Origin of the sequence: Nonomuraea mangrovi (assembly GCF_042681425.1) — a bacterium.
GTDB lineage: Bacteria > Actinomycetota > Actinomycetes > Streptosporangiales > Streptosporangiaceae > Nonomuraea > Nonomuraea mangrovi.
The window spans coordinates 15986-34128 of the sequence record NZ_JBHUFV010000020.1; the positions used below are offsets into that span (position 1 = coordinate 15986).

The 18143-nt window shown below is 71.4% G+C and carries 20 protein-coding genes and 1 pseudogene; 11 read left to right on the top strand and 10 right to left on the bottom strand.

What is annotated here, in order from left to right:
• Positions 1–2: 2 nt before the first annotated feature.
• Positions 3–1202, bottom strand: a complete 1200-nt coding sequence (locus tag ACFSKW_RS12340; protein WP_379572327.1) for a cytochrome P450 — start codon at positions 1200–1202, stop codon at positions 3–5.
• Positions 1203–1355: 153 nt separating this feature from the next.
• On the opposite strand from ACFSKW_RS12340, the gene ACFSKW_RS12345 reads away from it, so the two are divergent.
• The 5 genes and pseudogenes from ACFSKW_RS12345 to mug all read left to right on the top strand — a co-directional run bounded on the left by ACFSKW_RS12345 (position 1356) and on the right by mug (position 4800).
• A complete protein-coding gene (locus tag ACFSKW_RS12345; protein WP_379572328.1) occupies positions 1356–2069 on the top strand; it encodes a TetR/AcrR family transcriptional regulator in 714 nt (237 codons plus the stop codon).
• Positions 2066–3040 (top strand): VOC family protein, encoded by a 975-nt coding sequence (locus ACFSKW_RS12350; protein WP_379572329.1) that lies wholly within the window; start codon positions 2066–2068, stop codon positions 3038–3040. The genes ACFSKW_RS12345 and ACFSKW_RS12350 overlap by 4 nt, the downstream gene beginning before the upstream one ends.
• A 97-nt stretch (positions 3041–3137) precedes the next feature.
• Positions 3138–3329 (top strand): annotated as a pseudogene (locus tag ACFSKW_RS12355) (alpha/beta fold hydrolase); the annotation flags it as partial.
• A 531-nt stretch (positions 3330–3860) separates the two neighbouring features.
• A complete protein-coding gene (locus tag ACFSKW_RS12360) occupies positions 3861–4193 on the top strand; it encodes a TetR/AcrR family transcriptional regulator C-terminal domain-containing protein (protein ID WP_379572556.1) in 333 nt (110 codons plus the stop codon).
• A gap of 112 nt (positions 4194–4305) precedes the next feature.
• A complete protein-coding gene (gene mug / locus ACFSKW_RS12365) occupies positions 4306–4800 on the top strand; it encodes a G/U mismatch-specific DNA glycosylase (protein ID WP_379572330.1) in 495 nt (164 codons plus the stop codon).
• A gap of 51 nt (positions 4801–4851) precedes the next feature.
• Here mug and ACFSKW_RS12370 read toward each other — a convergent pair whose 3' ends face one another.
• Positions 4852–5268: a MarR family winged helix-turn-helix transcriptional regulator gene (locus ACFSKW_RS12370; protein ID WP_379572331.1), complete on the bottom strand. Its 417-nt coding sequence runs from the start codon at positions 5266–5268 to the stop codon at positions 4852–4854.
• 29 nt (positions 5269–5297) lie between these two features.
• On the opposite strand from ACFSKW_RS12370, the gene ACFSKW_RS12375 reads away from it, so the two are divergent.
• On the top strand, positions 5298–6635 hold the full coding sequence (locus ACFSKW_RS12375) for an FUSC family protein (RefSeq protein ID WP_379572332.1): 1338 nt from the start codon (positions 5298–5300) through the stop codon (positions 6633–6635).
• Between the two features lie 8 nt (positions 6636–6643).
• On the opposite strand, the gene ACFSKW_RS12380 is transcribed toward ACFSKW_RS12375, so the two are convergent.
• Positions 6644–7840, bottom strand: a complete 1197-nt coding sequence (locus ACFSKW_RS12380) for an MFS transporter (RefSeq protein ID WP_379572333.1) — start codon at positions 7838–7840, stop codon at positions 6644–6646.
• Positions 7841–7890: 50 nt separating this feature from the next.
• The gene (locus ACFSKW_RS12385; RefSeq protein ID WP_379572334.1) at positions 7891–8622 is read right to left on the bottom strand and encodes a class I SAM-dependent methyltransferase; all 732 of its coding nucleotides are present in this window, start codon (positions 8620–8622) and stop codon (positions 7891–7893) included.
• Between the two features lie 95 nt (positions 8623–8717).
• Between ACFSKW_RS12385 and ACFSKW_RS12390 the strand changes: the two genes are divergently transcribed.
• The 3 genes from ACFSKW_RS12390 (at position 8718) to ACFSKW_RS12400 (ending at position 11356) form a co-directional block, all read left to right on the top strand.
• On the top strand, positions 8718–9284 hold the full coding sequence (locus ACFSKW_RS12390) for a TetR/AcrR family transcriptional regulator (RefSeq protein WP_379572335.1): 567 nt from the start codon (positions 8718–8720) through the stop codon (positions 9282–9284).
• A 52-nt stretch (positions 9285–9336) separates the two neighbouring features.
• Entirely contained in the window at positions 9337–10503 is a 1167-nt protein-coding gene (locus ACFSKW_RS12395; protein WP_379572336.1) for a Cmx/CmrA family chloramphenicol efflux MFS transporter, read from the top strand.
• Positions 10504–10597: 94 nt separating this feature from the next.
• Positions 10598–11356, top strand: coding sequence for a carbonic anhydrase (locus tag ACFSKW_RS12400; protein WP_379572337.1), 759 nt, complete (start codon positions 10598–10600; stop codon positions 11354–11356).
• Between the two features lie 71 nt (positions 11357–11427).
• On the opposite strand, the gene ACFSKW_RS12405 is transcribed toward ACFSKW_RS12400, so the two are convergent.
• Positions 11428–12675, bottom strand: a complete 1248-nt coding sequence (locus ACFSKW_RS12405) for an MFS transporter (protein WP_379572338.1) — start codon at positions 12673–12675, stop codon at positions 11428–11430.
• 93 nt (positions 12676–12768) lie between these two features.
• Between ACFSKW_RS12405 and ACFSKW_RS12410 the strand changes: the two genes are divergently transcribed.
• The gene (locus tag ACFSKW_RS12410; protein ID WP_379572339.1) at positions 12769–13320 is read left to right on the top strand and encodes a CGNR zinc finger domain-containing protein; all 552 of its coding nucleotides are present in this window, start codon (positions 12769–12771) and stop codon (positions 13318–13320) included.
• A 97-nt stretch (positions 13321–13417) separates the two neighbouring features.
• Positions 13418–13633 carry a hypothetical protein gene (locus ACFSKW_RS12415; RefSeq protein WP_379572340.1) on the top strand — a complete coding sequence of 72 codons (216 nt, stop codon included), beginning with the start codon at positions 13418–13420 and terminating at the stop codon, positions 13631–13633.
• A gap of 175 nt (positions 13634–13808) precedes the next feature.
• Here the strand turns inward: ACFSKW_RS12415 and ACFSKW_RS12420 are convergent, their stop codons facing one another.
• The 5 genes from ACFSKW_RS12420 to ACFSKW_RS12440 all read right to left on the bottom strand — a co-directional run bounded on the left by ACFSKW_RS12420 (position 13809) and on the right by ACFSKW_RS12440 (position 18137).
• Positions 13809–14129 carry a GYD domain-containing protein gene (locus tag ACFSKW_RS12420; protein ID WP_379572341.1) on the bottom strand — a complete coding sequence of 107 codons (321 nt, stop codon included), beginning with the start codon at positions 14127–14129 and terminating at the stop codon, positions 13809–13811.
• 190 nt (positions 14130–14319) lie between these two features.
• Entirely contained in the window at positions 14320–15666 is a 1347-nt protein-coding gene (locus tag ACFSKW_RS12425; RefSeq protein WP_379572342.1) for an amidase family protein, read from the bottom strand.
• A complete protein-coding gene (locus ACFSKW_RS12430) occupies positions 15663–15818 on the bottom strand; it encodes a hypothetical protein (RefSeq protein WP_379572343.1) in 156 nt (51 codons plus the stop codon). Before ACFSKW_RS12430 ends, ACFSKW_RS12425 begins: the two co-directional genes overlap by 4 nt.
• On the bottom strand, positions 15809–16459 hold the full coding sequence (locus ACFSKW_RS12435; protein ID WP_379572344.1) for a flavin reductase family protein: 651 nt from the start codon (positions 16457–16459) through the stop codon (positions 15809–15811). The genes ACFSKW_RS12430 and ACFSKW_RS12435 overlap by 10 nt, the downstream gene beginning before the upstream one ends.
• Before the next feature lie 121 nt (positions 16460–16580).
• A complete protein-coding gene (locus ACFSKW_RS12440; RefSeq protein ID WP_379572345.1) occupies positions 16581–18137 on the bottom strand; it encodes a 2-isopropylmalate synthase in 1557 nt (518 codons plus the stop codon).
• Positions 18138–18143: the final 6 nt, after the last annotated feature.

Here is an 18143-nt window from a genome sequence, read left to right on the forward strand (position 1 = left end):
GGTCAGAGGGTGACCGGCAGCGACGCCAGGCGCCAGGTGCCGGGATCGGGCAGGCGGCCCACCCGTCCCTCGGGTACGGCAGGCGCCAGGCAGGGGAAGCGGCGTAGCAGCGCGCCGAGCGCGACCTCGGTCTGCACGCGGGCCAGCGCGGCCCCGAGGCAGAAGTGAGGGCCGTGGGCGTAACCGAGATGCCCGGAGGCTCCTGGGGCACGGGCGATGTCGAGCCTGTCAGGATCGGCGAAAACGCGCGGATCGCGGTTGGCGGACACGATGACGGCGGTGACGGGCTCTCCCTTGGGGATCGCCGCGCCCGCGAACGCGACGTCCTCGCGGGGGCGGCGGGGAATGGTCAGCAGTTGCGGCCCGCACCAGCGCGTCAGCTCCTCGACCGCGCGCGCCATGAGCCCGGGGTCGGCGCGCAGCGCCGCGAGCTGGTCTGGATGACGCAGCAGGGCGTCGACGGCGTTGGCGATGAGGTTCGTCGGTGTCTGGCCGGCGAGGACCAGGTGCCAGACGAAGGTGACCACCTCGGTGTCGCTGAGCCTGTCGCCGTCCGCGGCCTGGGCGCGGATGAGGTCGGAGATCAGGTCGTCGCCCGCGTCGGCCCTGCGGCGCGCGACCGCCGCCTTGGCCCCGTCCACGATGGCGGGGATGGCGTCGGCGAACTGCCGCCCGTGTCCTGCGGCGACGGCGGCGCCGTACTCACGCCAGCTCGCCCGGTCCTGGGCGGGGATGCCGACCAGCTCGCAGATCACGTCGATCGGCAGCGGCCTGGCGAAGTGCGCCAGCAGGTCGACCGCGCCGGTCTTCGATCCGTCCTCGATCCGTCCGGGAAGCCGGTCGAGCAGGGCGTCGACGAGCGGCTCGATGCGTGACCGGAAGGCGGCCGCTCTTCGTGCGGTGAACGAGGGCGAGACCAGTCTGCGCAGCCTGGCGTGCTCGTCGCCCTCCATCTCCTGCATGGTCCGCAGGTAGACCAGGCACTCCTCCGGTACGGCGGGGCGCATGAAGCTGTCGGCGCCGAGCTCGAACACGGGATCGCCGAGCATGGCCTTCGCCTCGTGGTAGCGGAGGACGGCCCACATCGGGCCGAATCCGGGGGCCGTCAGGCGCGCCACCGGCGACCGCTCCCTGGCACGGCCGTAGACGGCGGCGGGGTCGCGCAGCAGTTCCTCATCGGTGAGATCGATCTCGGGGACCACGGAAGCCTCCAGCTTGTAATGGCATCAGCATCCAGATGATGTCGCCATTTGAGTGGCCACGTTATCCCGGAAGTCCGGAGGCGGCAAACGCTGACATCTGGTGACCAAATTGCTAATTTGGTCATGAGTCATTGGTCATACGAGAGGAGTCTCATGGCCGAGCCGTTGGATGCCGCCGATCGCCTGGCGCGCGCCGACCGGATCCTCGACGCCGCCAAGGACCTGCTCCTGCGCTGGGGCTACCGGCGAGCCGCGATCGACGAGATCGCCAAGCTGGCCGGTGTCGGCAAGGGCACGGTCTACCTGCACTGGCGCTCCCGCGAGCAGCTGTTCCTGGCGGTCGGGGCCAGGGAGGCGGTGGTGATGATCGGCGAGGTGGTCGCCGCGATGCGCGCCGACCCCGCCGAGATCGCCCTGCACCGCTACATGCGCAGATTCTTCGTGGAGGCGATGGAGCGGCCCGTGCTGCGCGCCATCTTCACCAGGGACGCCGACACCATGGGCGCCTTCCTGAACAACCCCGCCCGCGGGCCGCTGGAGAACGCCAAGCTGCTGTCCTCCCGCGAGTACCTGGGCGTGCTCGCCGAGCACGGGCTGCTGCGCGAAGGACTGCGCCCCGAGGACCTGGACTACCCCCTGCCGACGATCGTGTACGGCTTCTTCGCCATCGAGCCCTTCCTGCCGTCGCAGGTCACGCTCGAACTGCGGGACAAGGCCGACCACCTGGCCGAGACCCTGCACAGGACGTTCGGGCCCGCGCAGGTGCCGACAGGGGCCGCCTGCGCCCCCGCCGCGGACAGGGTGATCGAGATCTTCGAGCGGCTCGGCCGCGATTACCGGCAAACGGCCTACGGAGGCGACGCGTGACCATTCTCGGACTGCACCACATCGGACATGTCGTCAGGGACATGAGGGAGGCGGTCGAGCGGTACGGCACGCTCGGCTTCACCCTGCCTCCCGCGGCCTATCCCGTCCTGCCGCCGGCGCCGGGCGCGCCCGCCGAGCCGTTCGGCGTGGCGAACACCCACGCCTACTTCCCCGGCAACTTCGTCGAGCTGGTGACACTCGTGGGCGGCGAGGCCACGGGCCGCATGCCGGCCGACGCTCGCCCCATCCCGTTGCGCGTCCCCGACGACAGGCTGGCGGGGATCGTGGCGGCGATCCGCGACACCACCGCGAACCTGATCTCCTGCCTCGGCCGGTTCGAGGGCGTGCACATCCTCATGCTCGACACCGACGACGTCGGGCACGAGGCCGCGCGGCTGAGCCAGGAGGGCGTCGGGCACGGCGGCGTGCACGCCGTCCAGCGCCCCGTCGAGACCGCGCAGGGCACCAGGATGGAGCCCGTCCGGTTCCTGGAGATCGACGGGACGGCCCCGGGGCTGGTGGCCGAGGGCAGGGTGGGCCTGGCGGAGAACGCCGGTTCCGGCCACGGCCCGCACCCCAACGGCGCGACGGGTCTGCTCGAGTGTGTGCTGTGCGTGGCCGACGCCGAGTTGTCGGAGGTCGAGGAGCGCTACACCCGCTACCTCGGGGTTCCTGCACGCGCCGAAGGCGCTGCGAGGGTGTTCGACCTGCGCGACGCCGCGGTCACGCTGGTGGGCGCGTCGGCCCTGGGGGATCTGCTGCCCGGCGAGCGTTGCCCCGCCCTGCCCGGGTTCGCCGCCTACACGCTGGCGACACGGGACGCGGACGCGACCGAGCGGTTCCTGCGCGGCAGGGGAGTGCCGCTCGGCAGGACGGCCGGGGGCGAGATCTTCGTGCCCTCCGAGGCGGCGCTCGGCGTGGCGATCGTCTTCCGGGCGGGCGGTGGAAGACGATCGGTCAGCTCTGCTTGAGGTGATCGTTCAGCCAGGCGATGGAGTCCTTGGCCGAACGGACGCCCTGGTCCTGATCTCCGGCGGGGGAGGCGACGCCGCCGTGTACGAGGACGTGGTGCCCCTGCTGGCGGCCCGGTACACGGTGATCACATTCGATCGGCGTGGCAACTCTCGCAGCCGCCTGGAGGCCGAGCCGGAGCAGGCGTCCATCGCTGTGGGGCGACAGGCGGCCGATGTCGTCGCGATCCTCGACCACCACGGCATCGACCGCGCCTTCGTCTTCGGCAACAGCAGTGGCGCGATCATCGCTCTGGAGGCCCTGGCGCGGCACGGCGACCGGCTCCTCGGCGCCGTCGTGCACGAACCGCCGCTGATCCGCATCCTGCCCGACGGGCCGGACAGCCCCGAACAGCGCGCCATCGGCGAGATCGTCGAGATCAGCGAGATCAGCGAGCGTGAGGGACCTCTGCGAGGGTTCGTGGCGTTCGCGGCCATGACCATGGCCAGGCCACCACGGCTGTTCGCCGGCCCTGCGGGCAGGGCCGTGACGGCCGGTCTCCTGAACGCGGTGCTGGGAGGTGCGCGGTTGGTGCGGTGGGCGACCGGCCGCAGGCCTGGCGGGATGATCCGGCTCATGGGGAACACCGAAGTTCTCCATGCGCAAGCTCGGGGCCGAGATCGGCGTCGACCCGATGGCGGTCTACTACTACGTCGACGACCAGGAGGCGCTGTTCGACGCGGTGGCGGAGGCGCTGTTCGACGAGATCGACGTCGATTCGCTGCCCTGGCACGGCTCCTGGCGCGCCCTGGCCGAACAGACCTATCGGCGTATGCGCGGGTGCTCGCCGCCCACCCGCACGCTGTGCCGATCTTCGGCTCCCGCCCCGTGCGGTCGGCCAAGGCGATCGCCACGGGCGACCGGGCGATCGAGTTCCTGCGGGACCGCGGCTTCCCGCCCGAGATCGCCCTGCAGATGACGCGCGCCCTGCGCGACTACACCATCGGCCACGCCATGGGGCTCGCCGCCGTCCACCTCGGCGCGCAACGGCGCAGCAGGAAGCCGAAACGGGGGACGCCCGGCTACGGACCGCTCGACGCCGTGGGCCTCGAGGAGCACTTCGACCTCGGCCTCGCCGCGATGCTCGACGGTTTCGAGCGCTGGAGACGATGACTTCCTCCGTGCCGCCGACCCCTGCCTCCCCCGGTGGACCTGCCGCGGGCACTCGGGCGGCGCCGCGTCCCGCCATGCGCGAGCGCCCGCGGAGATGGGGTAGTTTGCGCAGGTGATCGACGACGTGCTCGGCCCCTCCCTCGACGTGCTCTTCTGCGGGATCAACCCGGGCCTGCTGTCGGAGGCCACCGGCCACCACTTCGCCCGCCCCGGCAACCGCTTCTGGCCCGCCCTGCACCTGTCAGGCTTCACCCCGCGCCTTCTGGCCCCCGCCGAACAGCACCTCCTGCCCTCCTACGGCCTGGGCATCACCAACGTGGTCGCCCGAGCCAGCGCGAAGGCGTCGGAGCTGACCCGCCAGGAGCTGGTCGAGGGCGGGGTACGGCTGGCCGAGCTGGTGGCCGAGGTGCGGCCCAAGACGCTGGCCGTGCTGGGGGTTTCAGCGTTCCGTACGGCTTTCGCCGTACCCAGGGCATCGATCGGGCCGCAGGAGGCGAAGATCGGTGAGACGCCTGTGTGGGTGCTGCCGAACCCGAGCGGGCTCAACGCGCACTGGACGTTGGCCGGCATCGCGGACGAGCTGCGACGCTTGCGCGCGGCGCTTTGAGCGGCGCTGACCAGTGCATGACTCCCTGATTAGTAAGAGACATCTTAGCGATTAGCTGTCGGCGAGCCGGTCCATCAGCCGCCCTGCCAGCAGCAGGACCTGGCGCTCGGTCTCGGTGAGCCCGGCCATCGCCGACGTCAGCCACGCGTCCCTTTCCGCCATGTCACGCCGCAGAGCGTCGGTGCCCGCCCGGGTGATGGCGAGGACCGATCGGCGGCGATCGGCCTCGCCGCTGTCGCGCGAGACGAGACCGTCCTGCTCGAGCTCTGCGAAGAGCCTGGTGAGCGACTGGGGTCGCTGCCGCTCTGCGGCCGCGAGCTCTCCAGGGGTGGAGGGGCCGTGACGATACAGGTGGGCGAGGACGCCGAGCTTGTTGTTGCTGAGCGCCCCAGCGGGGCGCACCGCCCGCATGCGACGGGCGAGTCTGGTGACCCCCTGTCGGATCTCCGCAGCGGATTCGTTAGCCATATTGATACGCTATCACTTACTATCCGGCCATGTTGGTCATCATGGTCGCCGTGCTTCTCGGCTACGGCACGGCCCTCCTCATCGGGCTCGACCTCGGTGCGATCATCCAGACGGTCGCTCTGACCTGGACGCTGGCCTGGACGCAGCGGACAGCGGATCTCTCCGACCACCTCATCGGTCTCGTGGTGCTGCCGGTGACCGCCCTGGCGCTGGCCGGGACGGACTCGTTCATGCCCGCCGTCTTCGTCCTCGCGGCAGGCGTCGCCATCTGGATCCGCCGCTTCGGACCTCGGGCCACCAAAGCCGGGACCCTGGCCACCCTTCCTCTGATCACGGCGCTCGTCGTGCCGGAGCCGATCGCCTCCGGCCCGTGGACGGCGGTCGCGACGCTGATCGCCGTCTTCTGGGTCGCCGTCGCCCAGGTGCCCGGCGGCCTGCTCGGACGGACGCCTGCGGCGGCGGCCGAGCGGCGGGCGGGTTCAGGCATCCTGCCGAGCACACGGATGGCGCTGCAGATGAGTGTCGCCCTCTCCGTGGCGTTCGCCGTCGGGCACCTCGCCTTCCCCGAGCACTGGACGTGGGCGGTGCTCACCACCTTCATCGTGTGCAGCGGATCGCGCAGCCGCGGTGACGTCCTGCACAAGGGTGCGCTCCGGGCACTCGGCGCGGCGCTCGGCACTGTCGTGGCGAGCTGGATCGCTGGGCTGTTCGGCCCGCGGGATCCGTGGGCCGTCGTGCTGATCTTCGCGATCCTCGCCGCGGCCACCTGGCTCCGGCCAAGGAGCTACGGCTACTGGGCCGCCTGCATCACCGCCGCCTTGTCGCTGCTGTACGGCTATATCGGGCAGGCGGACCCAGCGCTCCTGCGACAGCGGCTCATGGCGATCGTGGCCGGCGCCGTCATCGGGATCGCGGCATCGTGGCTGATCGCTCCGATCAGGACCGTCGACGTCGTGCGCAGGCGGGTCGCGGACGCGCTGGCGGCGCTCGCCGACCTCCTCCGCGGGGAGGATCGCGAGTACCACAGGGCCCGGTTCGACCACGCCGTCGAACAGCTCGGCCTGCTGGCCGGACCGCTGAAGGCACACCGCGCGCTCCGCCGCCGTGGAGGGCCGCATCTGGCCGACGCGATCGACGCCGTACGCTCGTGCGCGGGGCCCGCCCGTGCCGTCAACCGATCATCACGGGAGCCGGAGACCGTCGCCGCGGTGCTGGCCAACATCACCGCGGTCCGGCTGGCGATCGGACGGCGGCCGGGCCCCGCCTACCGGCCGCCGTCAAGCCCCGGGGCCGATGAGGCGCTCGCCGAGATCGACGCCGCGCTGTCGAGGCTCGCCGCACTCTTCCCACACTCACCGGCGAGCTGAGGAGGCCTTCACCGTCTCGCCGCGCTCCCGCCGATCGCCGTGACCGCCATGAGGAGTGCGACGGCGCCACCGGCCGTCATGACGGCGGACGGCGAGGCCGCGTCGACCATGATCCCGCCGAGCAGGGCGCCGATCGCGATGGTCGCCTGGAAGGAGGAGGTGAACAGGATGGCGGAAGCCTCGGTCGCCTGGGGGGCCGAGGCGGCGAACCAGGTCTGCGAGCAGACGGGGACGGCGCCGTAGGCCAGACCCCAGACGACCAGCAGGGCCAGCGCGCCCGCCTGGCCGCCGCCGAGCAGAGGGAGCAGCAGGGTCGAGCAGGAGATCAGGAGGCCGCAGCCGGCGAACGTCGCCTTCACCGCCCTGGTGACGAGGAAGCCCCCGACGAAGTTTCCGACGATGCCGGCCACGCCGTACACGAGGAGGAAGGTCGTGATCTGGCCGGGGCCGACCCGGGTGACCTGCTGGAGGAACGGCGTCACGTAGGTGTAGGCGCCGAAGTGGGCCAGCACGACGAGGAAGGTCAGCACGATGGCCGTCCGGATCCCGCGGCTGCGGAACAGGCCGCCGACAACGCTCAGGCGCGTCACCTGGTCGGCGGGCAGGCGGGGCACCAGCGCGACCAGCGCGACGAAGACGGCCACGGACATGACGCCGAGGACGACGAAGGCGGCCCTCCAGCCCGCGAGGTGTCCGATGAGCGTGCCGGCGGGCACTCCGAGCACCGAGCCCAGCGGGACGGCCGAGAAGATCACCGCGGTCGCCGTGCCGACCCTCTCGAGCCGCACCAGCCGTACGGCGAGGCCCGCGCCGATCGACCAGAAACCGCCGATGACCAGCCCGACCAGCACCCTGGACACCGCCATGACCCAGTAGGAGGTGGCGGCGGCCGCCAGGAAGTTCGCGACGGCCAGCAGGAGCACGAGCGCGCACAGCATCGTGCGCCGGTCGAGCCGCCGGGTCGCGACGGTGACGGTGGGGGCGGCGATGGCGGCGACGATGCCCGGCATCGTCATCATCAGGCCCGCCGCGCCGTCGGAGATCGCGAAGCTCGATCCGATCGACGTCAGCAGGCCGATCGGCAGGATCTCCGCGGTGACGATGGAGAAGATCCCCGCCATCACCGACACGACGGCCAGCCAGTCGATCAGCGGTGATCGCGCGAGTGGCGTGGCGGGGGGAGTGGAAACGGTCGTTGTGGGCATCTGCCCAGTTCAGCAGCCCGGAGCAGGCGAGCGCTGGCGGGTTTGAGACCTCACCGGCTCGCGGGAGCCGCGATGGTGATGATCTCCGGGCTCGCGTCGCCGAACGGCCGCCGGTCCCAGTCCCCGTACTGCCCGAGCACCGCCAGCCCCGCCTCGGACAGGAAGCAGGAGAGCGCGGTGGCGTCCACGAAGCGCAGCGTGCTCGGGCTCACCTCGGGGGCGTCCCATGCGGGACTGCTGAAGGTCGTGGCGAACCGCACCAGGTGCCCTTCGACGGGGGTCTCGACCGCGTGCTCGACCCGCACGTCGGCGCCGTCCGCGCCGGTGACGGTCACGCCGTGCTCGGGCGTCCACCTCTCCCACGCCCTGAAGGCGGGGTTACGGGTCTCGAAGGCGAACCTGCCCCCTTCGCCAAGCATCCGCCGCACGCCCGCGAGCGTCCCGCGGATGTCGTCGTCGGTCAGGAATACCTGGAAGACGTGCCCGGTCATGACCACCAGGTCGAAGGGCCCGCTGACCGAGGACAGGTCGCCCAGCACCCACTCGACGTCCGGGTGACGGCGGGCCTGGTCGAGCATCCCCTCCGCGGGGTCCACGCCGCACAACCGGCCCTCGTGCCCGCTGTCGCGGGCCCGGCGCAGCAGGGTTCCCGTGCCGCATCCCACGTCGAGGACCGAGGATGCGGACATCACCAGGTCGAGGTAGAAGTCGTCGCTCGGTCCCCATGGGTTGAGCACGTCGTACAGGCTGACGAGTCGGGCATCGGCATAGGCATCGACCATCCGAGCATCGTGTCAGAGGCGGATGTGACCGAGCCTCGACAGGTCCCGGCCGACCGTATTGAACTGATCTATCCAGAACGTGTTACGGTGAAGCCATGGCACGGCCGAGGCAGTTCGACGAGGACCTGGCGATCGACGCGGCGATGCGCGCGTTCTGGTCCGCGGGCTACGAGGCCACCTCGACGCAGGACCTCTGCGAGGCGACGGGTCTGGGCCGCAGCAGCATCTACAACACCTTCAAGAGCAAGCGGGACCTGTTCGAGAAGGCGCTGCGCCGGTACATGGACAGCAAGAACGCCGCGTTCTTCGACCTGCTCGAAGGCGGCCTTCCCCTGCGCGAGAAGGTCAGGGAACTGCTGTGGCAGGTCGTCGAGGCCGACGAGCGGGATCCGCGCGGCTGCCTGGTCGTCAACTCGATGGTCGAGTTGGCACCGCGCGACAAGGACGTCGCGGAGATCCTGCGGCGTGATCAGGATCTGCGCTTCGAGGCGCTGCGGACGGCGCTGGAGACCGGCAGGCGACTGGGCGAGACCGACAAGGATCCCGTCGAGCTCGCCCACTTCCTGATCGCCGCGATCAGCGGCATGCGGGTCGCGGTGCGCGGCGGGGCCGACAGGTCCGTGCTCGAGTCGATCGCGCGCAACGTGCTGGACGCGATCTGATTTTTTCGTGCGCCAATTATGTACTGATCTATCCAAAAAGGAGGCGCGGCTCATGCCGCTGGCCGTCTACATCCTCGGCCTGGCGATCTTCGCCCAGGGCACCTCGGAACTGATGATCGCGGGCCTGTTGCAGGACATCGCCACCGACCTGGGCGTGTCCGTCCCCGACGCGGGTCTGCTGATCTCGGCGTTCGCCATGGGCATGCTGGTGGGCGCCCCCGTGCTGGCCGTCGTCACGTTGCGATGGCCGCGCCGTACGGCGTTGCCGGCGTTTCTCGCGATCTTCGCGGTGACACACGTGGTGGGCGCGGTCGCGCCAGGCTATGACGTGCTGTTCGCGACCAGGGTCGTGGGCGCGTTCGTGTACGCGGGGTTCTGGGCTGTCGCCGCGATCACCGCCGTCGGGCTCGTCCCGTCGGGCGCGCGCGGCAGGGCCATGGGCGTCGTCGCGGGCGGGCTCACGCTGGCGACCATCTTCGGCCTGCCCGCAGGGACGCTCGTCGGCCAGCACTTCGGCTGGCGCGCCGCCTTCTGGGCGGTGAGCGTGCTGTCGGTGCTGGCGATGGCGGGAGTGGTCGCCACCGTGCCCGCCGGCGGTACCCGCGGCGAGGACGTGCCGGTGCTGCGGCGCGAGTTGCGCGCGATGGCCAGCCCGCGGCTCTGGCTCGCCTACGGCACGACCGCGCTGTCCACCGGCGCCCTGCTGGTCGTCTTCGGCTACCTCGCGCCGCTGCTGACCGGCACCACCGGACTGCCTGCCGCCTGGGTGCCCGCCGTGCTCGCGCTCTACGGCGTGGGCGCCTTCATCGGCATCACCATCGGCGGCAGGACCGCCGACGCGCACCCGTTCGCCACGCTGCTCGTCGGCCTGGCCGGGCTGGTCGTCAGCGCGGTGGCGCTCGCGCTGACCGCGCAGAGCCCGGTGGCGGCGATCGCGCTGTCGTTCCTTCTCGGCGCGTTCGGCTTCGGCATCAATCCGGCGCTGAACACGCGCGTGTTCGCGCTCGCGGAGGACGCGCCGACGCTGGCCGCCAGCACGAACTTCTCCGCCTTCAACGTCGGCATCACCGTGGGCCCCTGGCTGGGCGGCCTCGCCATCGGCGCAGGCGCCGGTTACCCGTCCGTCGCCTGGATCGGCGCCCTCCTGGCGGTCGCCGCGACCGCGACCGTGCTCGTGGCCGCCGCCAGAGAACGCCCCCGCGTCCTGGCCACCCGGTGATCGACCGGCTGCGTCGCGATTGTCCGCAGAAATCGTGACGATTCCATCCGCACCCGTTGCCGGGGTCTTGCCGGGCGCGGGAAGGATGCAGGCCATGAGCGTTGTAGCTGACGGTCCGGGGCGGCGCACGCTGCTGGCAGGCGGCGTGGCTCTCGCGGCGGCACACCTCGCCGGCTGCTCGACTGGCGAGGTGGTGCACGTCGTGAGCAAGGCGGGCAAGACGACGCCCGCGCCGCCCACGGGACCGGCTCCTGACTCGCCGAAGGCCGCCTACGAACGGCTGATGGAGGGCAACAGGCGCTGGGTGACCGGCGCGCTCCGGCATCCCGATCGCGATCCCACACGCCGCGAGCTGCTGGCGGCCAAGCAGCAGCCCTATGGAGTGGTGCTGTCGTGCATCGACTCCCGGGTCCCGCCCGAGCTCGTCTTCGACACCGGGCTGGGCGATCTGTTCGTGATGCGTACCGGCGGGCTCGCCGTGGGGCCCGTGGTCACGGGATCCGTCGAGTACGGGCCGATGACCAGCGGGACCCCGCTCATCGTCGTCCTCGGACACCAGCGGTGCGGCGCCGTCTCCGCCGCGTACAAGGCCCTGCGGGAAGGCGAGCCGCTTCCGGGCAACCTGCAGGCGATCGCGCAGGCCCTACGTCCGGCATACGAGCAGACCGTCAGGGACAGCGGCGCCGACCCCGTCGAGACGATGAGCAGAGCCCAGGTGAAACTGACCGCGGACGGCCTGCGTGGCAATCGGGACCTCGCGCCGTTGGTGAGCAGAGGAAGCCTGGCAGTGGTCAGCGCGTACTACTCGCTGGACACAGGCCAGGTCGAGACCCTGAACGGAGCCCCCGCCTGAGCGCTGCATCGCGGCCGGCTCCCCGCGGGACCGGCGCGGGCACAGCCTGTCTTCACGCTGCCCGGCCCTGCTCACGGGACGGCCAGCGGGTCGGGGCTCGCTTCAACGGTGGCTGTCAGGTCGGTGCGCAGCGCGTACACCACGAAGGCGACCAGCACGACGGCCGCGAGCACGGTGGCGAGGACGAAGACCGCGCGCACCCCCCACAGCTCCGCCCCGATACCGGCCAGTGCGGCGCTGACGGGGATCACGCCCCAGCTGAGCACCCGCGAGGCGGCGTAGACGCGGCCCAGCAGGTCAGGCGGCGATAGGTTCTGCCTGACCGTGGCCACCAGGATGCGCCAGACGCTCGAGCCGGCTCCCGCCGTCACCACGCCGGCGGCCACGATCCACACCCCGCCGTCCATCGCGACGGGCGCCACCAGCAGAACGGTCCCGGCGGCGTCGGCGATCAGCAGCCGGGTGACGCCGAACCGGCGCCGCAGCGGCTCGACGACCGCCGAGGCGAGCAGCCCTCCGACGGCCATCGCGGTGAGCAGCAGGCCGTACTGGGCGGTGGTGAGCCTGAGCGGGCCCGGGCTGACCGCGTACACGACGAGCAGGGCCGTGGCGGCCGCCCAGACGATGTTCATCGCGGCGGTGAACAGGGTCAGCGTCCGCACCACGGGCAGCCGCCACAGATACCGGAAGCCGGCGGCCACGCCGCCGCTCCCCGCGGCGGCGCCTGTCTGCTCTGGTGCGCGGCGCAGCGTCATCGCCGCGAGTCCGGCGACGGCGACGACGTAGAGGGCCGCGCTCGCGCCGGTGGCGAGGGCGAGCGTGGCGCTCGCCAGCAGTCCTGCCAGCGGTGGCCCGGCGAGTTGGTTGGTGAGGTTGATGGTCGCTTCGATCCGCGCGTTCGCGCTGTTACGGCCCACGGGTTGGACGACCATCGGGACGGTGGAGGTCAGGGCGGTGTCCACCAGCGTCTCTGCGGCGCCCAGCAGCACCGCCGCGGCCAGCAGTACCGGCAGTGACAGGGTGCCGGTGACGTGGCTGACGGAAAGGCCCGTCAGTACGGCCGCGCGAACCGCGTTGACCCCGCTCAGCAGCATCCGGCGGTCGACCCGGTCGACGATCCAGCCGGCGTGCATCCCGAAGACCGGCCAGGCGAGGGTGAGCGCCGCCGTCACCGCCGCCACCCCGCCGGGCGAGGCCTCGACGGCGACGGCGAGCAGCGGCAGCGCGAACAGCGCCATGCCGTCGCCCAGGTTGGCGGCGCCGGTGCCGAACCACAGGGCGTTGAACGGCCTGCCGAGTGACCTGGGGCGAAGGCGCATCGATTCTCACCTTTCAAACGTGTTTGATCGGTCATAGCCTGGCTCAGGCCTCCTTACCTGTCAACACGGCTTGATTGGTGAGATACTTGGCGCATGACCCATGTCGAGCTGGTCGGCAACGCGTTGTGCCTCGACTTCGCCAACACCGTCAACGCCCGCCCGGTGGCCCGGCGCGACTGGCTGGCCACGGCGCCCGGGGCCACCGACTGGGCCCGCGCGACGGGCCATCCGATCGAAGACCCGGCAGGCCTGGCCGATACGCTGCCCGCCGCCCGCGATCTACGTGAGGCGGTGTTCCGGGTGTTCCAGCCGCTCGCGCGCGGGGAGAGCGCACCGCGAGCCGACCTCGACGCCGTCACCGCCGTGCACGCCGACGGCGTCGCTCACGGCCGGCTCGAAGGCGATGACAGCACCTTCCGGCTGTCGTGGAGCGCTCCGCGAACGGCGCGAACCCTGCTGTGGGAGGTCGCGGCGTCAACGGTCGAACTGCTCACCCAAGGGCCGCTGGACCGTCTCGGAGAGTGCCCGTCCTGCTGCTGGCTGTTCCTCGACACCAGCAAGAACCGCCGCCGCCGGTGGTGCAGCATGACCACCTGCGGCAGCCGCGACAAGTCGCGGCGCTACTACACCACCCATTCGTCGTGAGCTGAGCATTCCCATCTCCCGAGGCCGTCGCGCGTGCCGGCCGGAAGGGGGCGACTCGCCCGAGCCTTGATGATCGCCGTACTGGCACAATGCGGGCATGCGATGCACCCAATGCGATGGCACGGAGCTCGAGCCGGGCTTCATCGAGGACGGCGGCGAGCATTCTCAGGGGTACGCTCGCTGGATCCAGGGCCCTCTGGAGCGCGGGCTGTTCGGCGGTGCCAGGCGCCTGTGGAAGACGCGCTGGATCATCGACGCCTACCGCTGTGTGGGGTGCTCGCACCTCGAGCTGTTCGTCCGTCCGAAAGACTGAGCCGAGCTCCCATTGACTGCCAACGGCCCGTCCATCCCGCCGCCTGACCATCACGTTCATCTGAACATGACGTAAACCAGCAGCGTGGCCAGGGCCACCAGGACGGCGCCCAAGGCCAGCCTGCCGTGCGGCCGTATCCCGGCGAGCTGATCGCTTCCTCCCCGGGCGGTCCCTGTCAGGTGCCGGGGGCCCGGTACTCCACCTCCTGCCTCGTAGCCTCGTCGATCTCCTCCGGCGTCAGGAGGACGACCGTCTTCGTGCGGGCTCCGCCGGCCGCCGACACCCTGAGGCCCAAGGCGGCCGAGGAGACGTTGTCGGGCAGGTCGACGATGACGTAGACGTCGGTCTCGCCGAACGCGTAGTACATCTGCTCCACGCGGCCACCGAGGCTCTCGGTCATGCGCTCCACCGCCTGGCGCCGCCCGGTGCCTCCTTCTCGCAGGACGCCCTTGATGCCGTCCGCGGTGTACGTCGCCTGAATGAGATATTTGGGCATGCTTGACCCTCTTCCCGTACCGCCGCCCCTGCCGGGACGGTCATGAAACCGGTCACGTGGACGGCGTTCTCGGCTTCGGTTGACGGTAAGCCCACTCGGTGTCCTGATTTCCGCCTGGACGCCCGACGCGCCAGCGGACCCGCCGAGCCGACAGGCGCACCCGGGTCGGTACCGTGACGCCTGGCCGGCGCTACTGGCGTTGCGTCAGCCGGTTCTCGATGCGGGCGGCGGAGGCGAGCAGGCGAGAGTCACGGGCTGAGGGGGCCGACAGGAGGAGTCCGACGGCGCCCGTCCGCGGCGTTCCGATCGGGAGGGTGACGCCGGGCGTGCCCAGGTAGCTGAGGAGCATCGTGGTGCGCAGGCTCCGGCGGTTGGCCAGGTCGTACAGCCGCTCGTCGGCCAGCAGCGGCGCCAGCGGGGGAGCCGTGTGGCGGACGGCGGGACAGGCCAGGATCGCGCCGCCGAGTTCACGGCCGATGTCGGCGCGAAGGCGCTCCATCGCCTGGTACACGGGAGCGGGATCGCGCGGCTGGGCGGCGAAGCCGGCCAGCCGCCGCATGACCCCGGGGTCGACCCGGGCGCCGTCGTCAGACCGGAGCAGGTGCCCGTAACGTGCGTGCGCCTCGGCCTCGACGATCGTCGCGTTCCGGTCCATGACCTCCTGTGCCTTGGCCAGGGCCGGAAGGTGGCGCTCCTCGATCCGCACGCCCTGGCTCGCCAGAGCCGCCATGTGCTCCTCGAAGCGCCGCCGGACCTGCGGCGCGCAGTCGTCGAGCAGTTCGCCACGCGGGACCACCAGGCTGGGCGGGCCCTCGTCCCCGGTCGACGCAGGCTCGCCGGCCAGGACGGCGTCCGTCGCGATGATGTCGCGCATGGACGTGGCGAGGACGCCGATGCTGTCGAGGGTCGGGGAGAGTGGGAGCATGCCGTCATCGCCGTAGCGGCCCGCGCTGGCCTTGTAGCCGATCACCCCGCAGAAGGCGGCGGGCACGCGCACAGAGCCCGAGGTGTCGGTGCCGATGGCGACCGGCACGATGCCGAGGGCGACCGCCGCGGCCGACCCGGACGAGGACCCGCCGGGGACCAGCGGCTCGTCACCGGCGGTCGGGTTGATCGGGGTGCCGAAGTGCGGGTTGACGCCGAGTCCTCCGAAGGCGAACTCGCTGAGGTTGGTCTTGCCGACGCACACCATCCCCGCGTCGGCGAGCCGTCCCACGACGGACGCGTCGTGCTCCGCCGGCGGCAGGGAGGCCCGGGTGCGGGAGCCGGCGGTGGTGACCGTACCGGCGAGATCGAACAGGTCCTTCACCGCGACCGGCACGCCGTCCAGGGGGCTGTTGGTACGGCCGGCCGCGTGCCGGGCGCCGGCGGCCGCGGCCTCCCTGACCGCCCGGTCGACGGTCAGGGTGATGAACGTGCCCTCCGCCCTGGGCCTGCGCGCCAGCCGCAGGGCCCGCTCTGCCACGTCGAGCGCGTCGAGGTCGCCTGCCGCCAGCCGCTCGCCGAGACCGACGCCGTCGATCGGATCCGATGTCACCGAATGATCCCTTCCTGCGCGCTCGCCCGCCCCGTGCGAGGTTCGGCCTGTGCCGTACCCGAGGACCCGGCCACGGGGCAGCCCTTCGTGGCCTCGCCGAGAGTGACCGTCACCAGCAGGCCGGCGAGGCTCACCGCCGCCGTCACCCACATGATGTCCCACCCTTCGCGGCGTCCTGCGGGCGGCGGCCGGTCGGGAGCCGGAACGGGTTCCCGACCTGGATGAAGCGCGAGTCGACGCGGCCGAGCGGGTGCAGGCCGTCGATGTCGACGCGACCGTCGCAGGACAGGACGCCGGGCGCGAGGTGGAAGGCCACGACCTCGCCGATGACCAGGGTGTCGCTGCCCGGCCGCAGCGTCGTGTGAAGGACGCACTCCATGCTGATCTTCGATTCGCCCACACTCGGCGGGCGGACCCGCGCGGAAGGCGCCGGTGTGACCCCGCAGGCCTCGAACTCGTCCACGTCGGCGGCGTGTTCGAGGCTGGTGCCGTACATCAGGTCGGCCGCGTCGGCGCTCACGGTGTTGACGACGAACTCGCCGGTCGTCTCGATGTTGCGCAGGGTGTCCTTGGCCGTGCCGTCACCGGCCGCCTCGATGCTGAGGCACAGCATGGGCGGCCTGCTGGACACCACGGTGTAGAAGCTGAACGGCGCGAGATTGCGGACACCGTCCAGGCCGACCGTCGAGGTCCACGCGATCGGCCTGGGCACCACGGCGGCGATGAGCAGCTCGAAGATCCGCTCCTGCGGGACGTCGCCGGGGTCGATGGTCTGTGCTTGGCATGGGGACAAGAGTTCCTCCGAGAGGGCTGCCGCTACAGGAGAACAGCGGCGCCGGCCTCGGCGGAATGGAGGAAGTCACAGACTGTCCTGGTGGAGGATGGAGATGTCTCCAGGGACTTTGATCGCCCGTTCAGGTCCTGGCCGGGAGGAGCGAGGTCGCCCGGTGGACAGCCGACAGGACGGCGCGGACGGAGGCGGTCAGGACGGAGGTGCCCTCGCCCGCGCCCCAGCAGGTGACCTCGCCGACCCTGCACTCGGCGTAGGCCATCGCCGTGCTGTCGGTGCCCTTCGCCGTCGCGTGCTCGGCGAAGTGCAGGATGTCCACGTCGATGCCGGCGCCGCGCAGCGCGTCGGTGAGCGCGGACAGCGGGCCGTTGCCCACGCCGACGCCCAGCTCGCAGGTGAAGCGGTGCTCGCCGGGGGCGGTCTCCGAGGTGCTCCACGACATCGTGGGGCCGGCGAGGTAGGTGCCGGCGAACAGCTCCCACAGGTCCTTCGGGGTGGCCTCGTGGCCGCTGCCGTCGGTGGCCGCCTGCACGACGGAGGCGAAGTCGGCGCGCAGCCGTACCGGCAGGTCGAGGCCGTAGTGCTCGTGCAGCAGGTGCGCGATGCCGCCCTTGCCCGACTGGCTGTTGACCCTGATCACCGCCTCGTAGGAACGGCCGACGTCGGCGGGGTCGATCGGCAGGTACGGCACCTGCCACGGCGCCTCGGGCCGCTGGTGGGCCAGGCCCTTGCTGATGGCGTCCTGGTGGGTGCCGGAGAAGGCGGTGTAGACGAGCTCGCCCCCGTAGGGGTGACGCGGGTGGACGGGCAGCCTGTTGCACCACTCCACGGTCTCGCGGATGGCGTCGATGTCGGACAGGTCGAGCATCGGGTCGACGCCCTGGGCGTACAGGTTCATCGCCAGCGTGATCAGGTCGACGTTGCCCGTGCGCTCGCCGTTGCCGAACAGGCAGCCCTCCACCCGCTGCGCCCCCGCGAGCACGGCCAGCTCCGCGCAGGCCACGCCGGTGCCCCTGTCGTTGTGCGGGTGGACCGAGAGGATGACGGAGTCGCGCCTGGCCAGGTTCCGGTGCATGTACTCGATCTGGTCGGCGTAGACGTTGGGCGTGGCGATCTCGACGGTCGCGGGCAGGTTGTGGGTCACGGGACGGTCGGGCGAGGCGTCCCACAGCTCGGTCAGCCCGTCGCAGACCTCCAGGACCAGGTCAGGCTCGGTGAGGTTGAACACCTCGGGTGAGAACTGGAACCGGGTGCCGGCCCGCGCGAGCCTGGCCATGTGCTCGGCCGCGTCCGTGATCAGCGCGCGGACCTCGGCGCGGGTACGGCCCAGCACCACCTCGCGCCAGACGGGCGCGGTCGCCGTGTACAGGTGGACCACGGCGCGCGGCAGCCCTTCGATCGAGGCGAACGTCCGCTCGATGAGGTCGTGGCGGGCCGCGGTGAAGACCACTGGCGTCACGTCGTCAGGGACGGCGTCACTGCAGGCCAGGTGCCTGACGAAGTCGAAGTCGGTCTGGCTGGCCGAGGGATAGCCGATCTCGATCTCCTTGAACCCCATCCTGACCAGCAGGTCGAACAGCCGCCGCTTGCGCGCGGTGTCCATGGGCTCGGCCAGTGCCTGGTTGCCGTCGCGAAGGTCGACGGGCACCCACAGGGGCGCTGTCGTCAGGTGGTTGCCCAAGGAAAT

Coding starts and splice junctions, on each gene's coding strand:
- ACFSKW_RS12345 (WP_379572328.1), top strand. CDS start 1,356: ATGGCCGAGCCGTTGGATGCCGCCGATCGCCTGGCGCGCGCCGACCGG.
- ACFSKW_RS12370 (WP_379572331.1), bottom strand. CDS start 5,268: ATGGCTAACGAATCCGCTGCGGAGATCCGACAGGGGGTCACCAGACTC.
- ACFSKW_RS12375 (WP_379572332.1), top strand. CDS start 5,298: ATGTTGGTCATCATGGTCGCCGTGCTTCTCGGCTACGGCACGGCCCTC.
- ACFSKW_RS12380 (WP_379572333.1), bottom strand. CDS start 7,840: ATGCCCACAACGACCGTTTCCACTCCCCCCGCCACGCCACTCGCGCGA.
- ACFSKW_RS12385 (WP_379572334.1), bottom strand. CDS start 8,622: ATGGTCGATGCCTATGCCGATGCCCGACTCGTCAGCCTGTACGACGTG.
- ACFSKW_RS12390 (WP_379572335.1), top strand. CDS start 8,718: ATGGCACGGCCGAGGCAGTTCGACGAGGACCTGGCGATCGACGCGGCG.
- ACFSKW_RS12395 (WP_379572336.1), top strand. CDS start 9,337: ATGCCGCTGGCCGTCTACATCCTCGGCCTGGCGATCTTCGCCCAGGGC.
- ACFSKW_RS12400 (WP_379572337.1), top strand. CDS start 10,598: ATGAGCGTTGTAGCTGACGGTCCGGGGCGGCGCACGCTGCTGGCAGGC.
- ACFSKW_RS12405 (WP_379572338.1), bottom strand. CDS start 12,675: ATGCGCCTTCGCCCCAGGTCACTCGGCAGGCCGTTCAACGCCCTGTGG.
- ACFSKW_RS12410 (WP_379572339.1), top strand. CDS start 12,769: ATGACCCATGTCGAGCTGGTCGGCAACGCGTTGTGCCTCGACTTCGCC.
- ACFSKW_RS12415 (WP_379572340.1), top strand. CDS start 13,418: ATGCGATGCACCCAATGCGATGGCACGGAGCTCGAGCCGGGCTTCATC.
- ACFSKW_RS12420 (WP_379572341.1), bottom strand. CDS start 14,129: ATGCCCAAATATCTCATTCAGGCGACGTACACCGCGGACGGCATCAAG.
- ACFSKW_RS12430 (WP_379572343.1), bottom strand. CDS start 15,818: ATGTGGGTGACGGCGGCGGTGAGCCTCGCCGGCCTGCTGGTGACGGTC.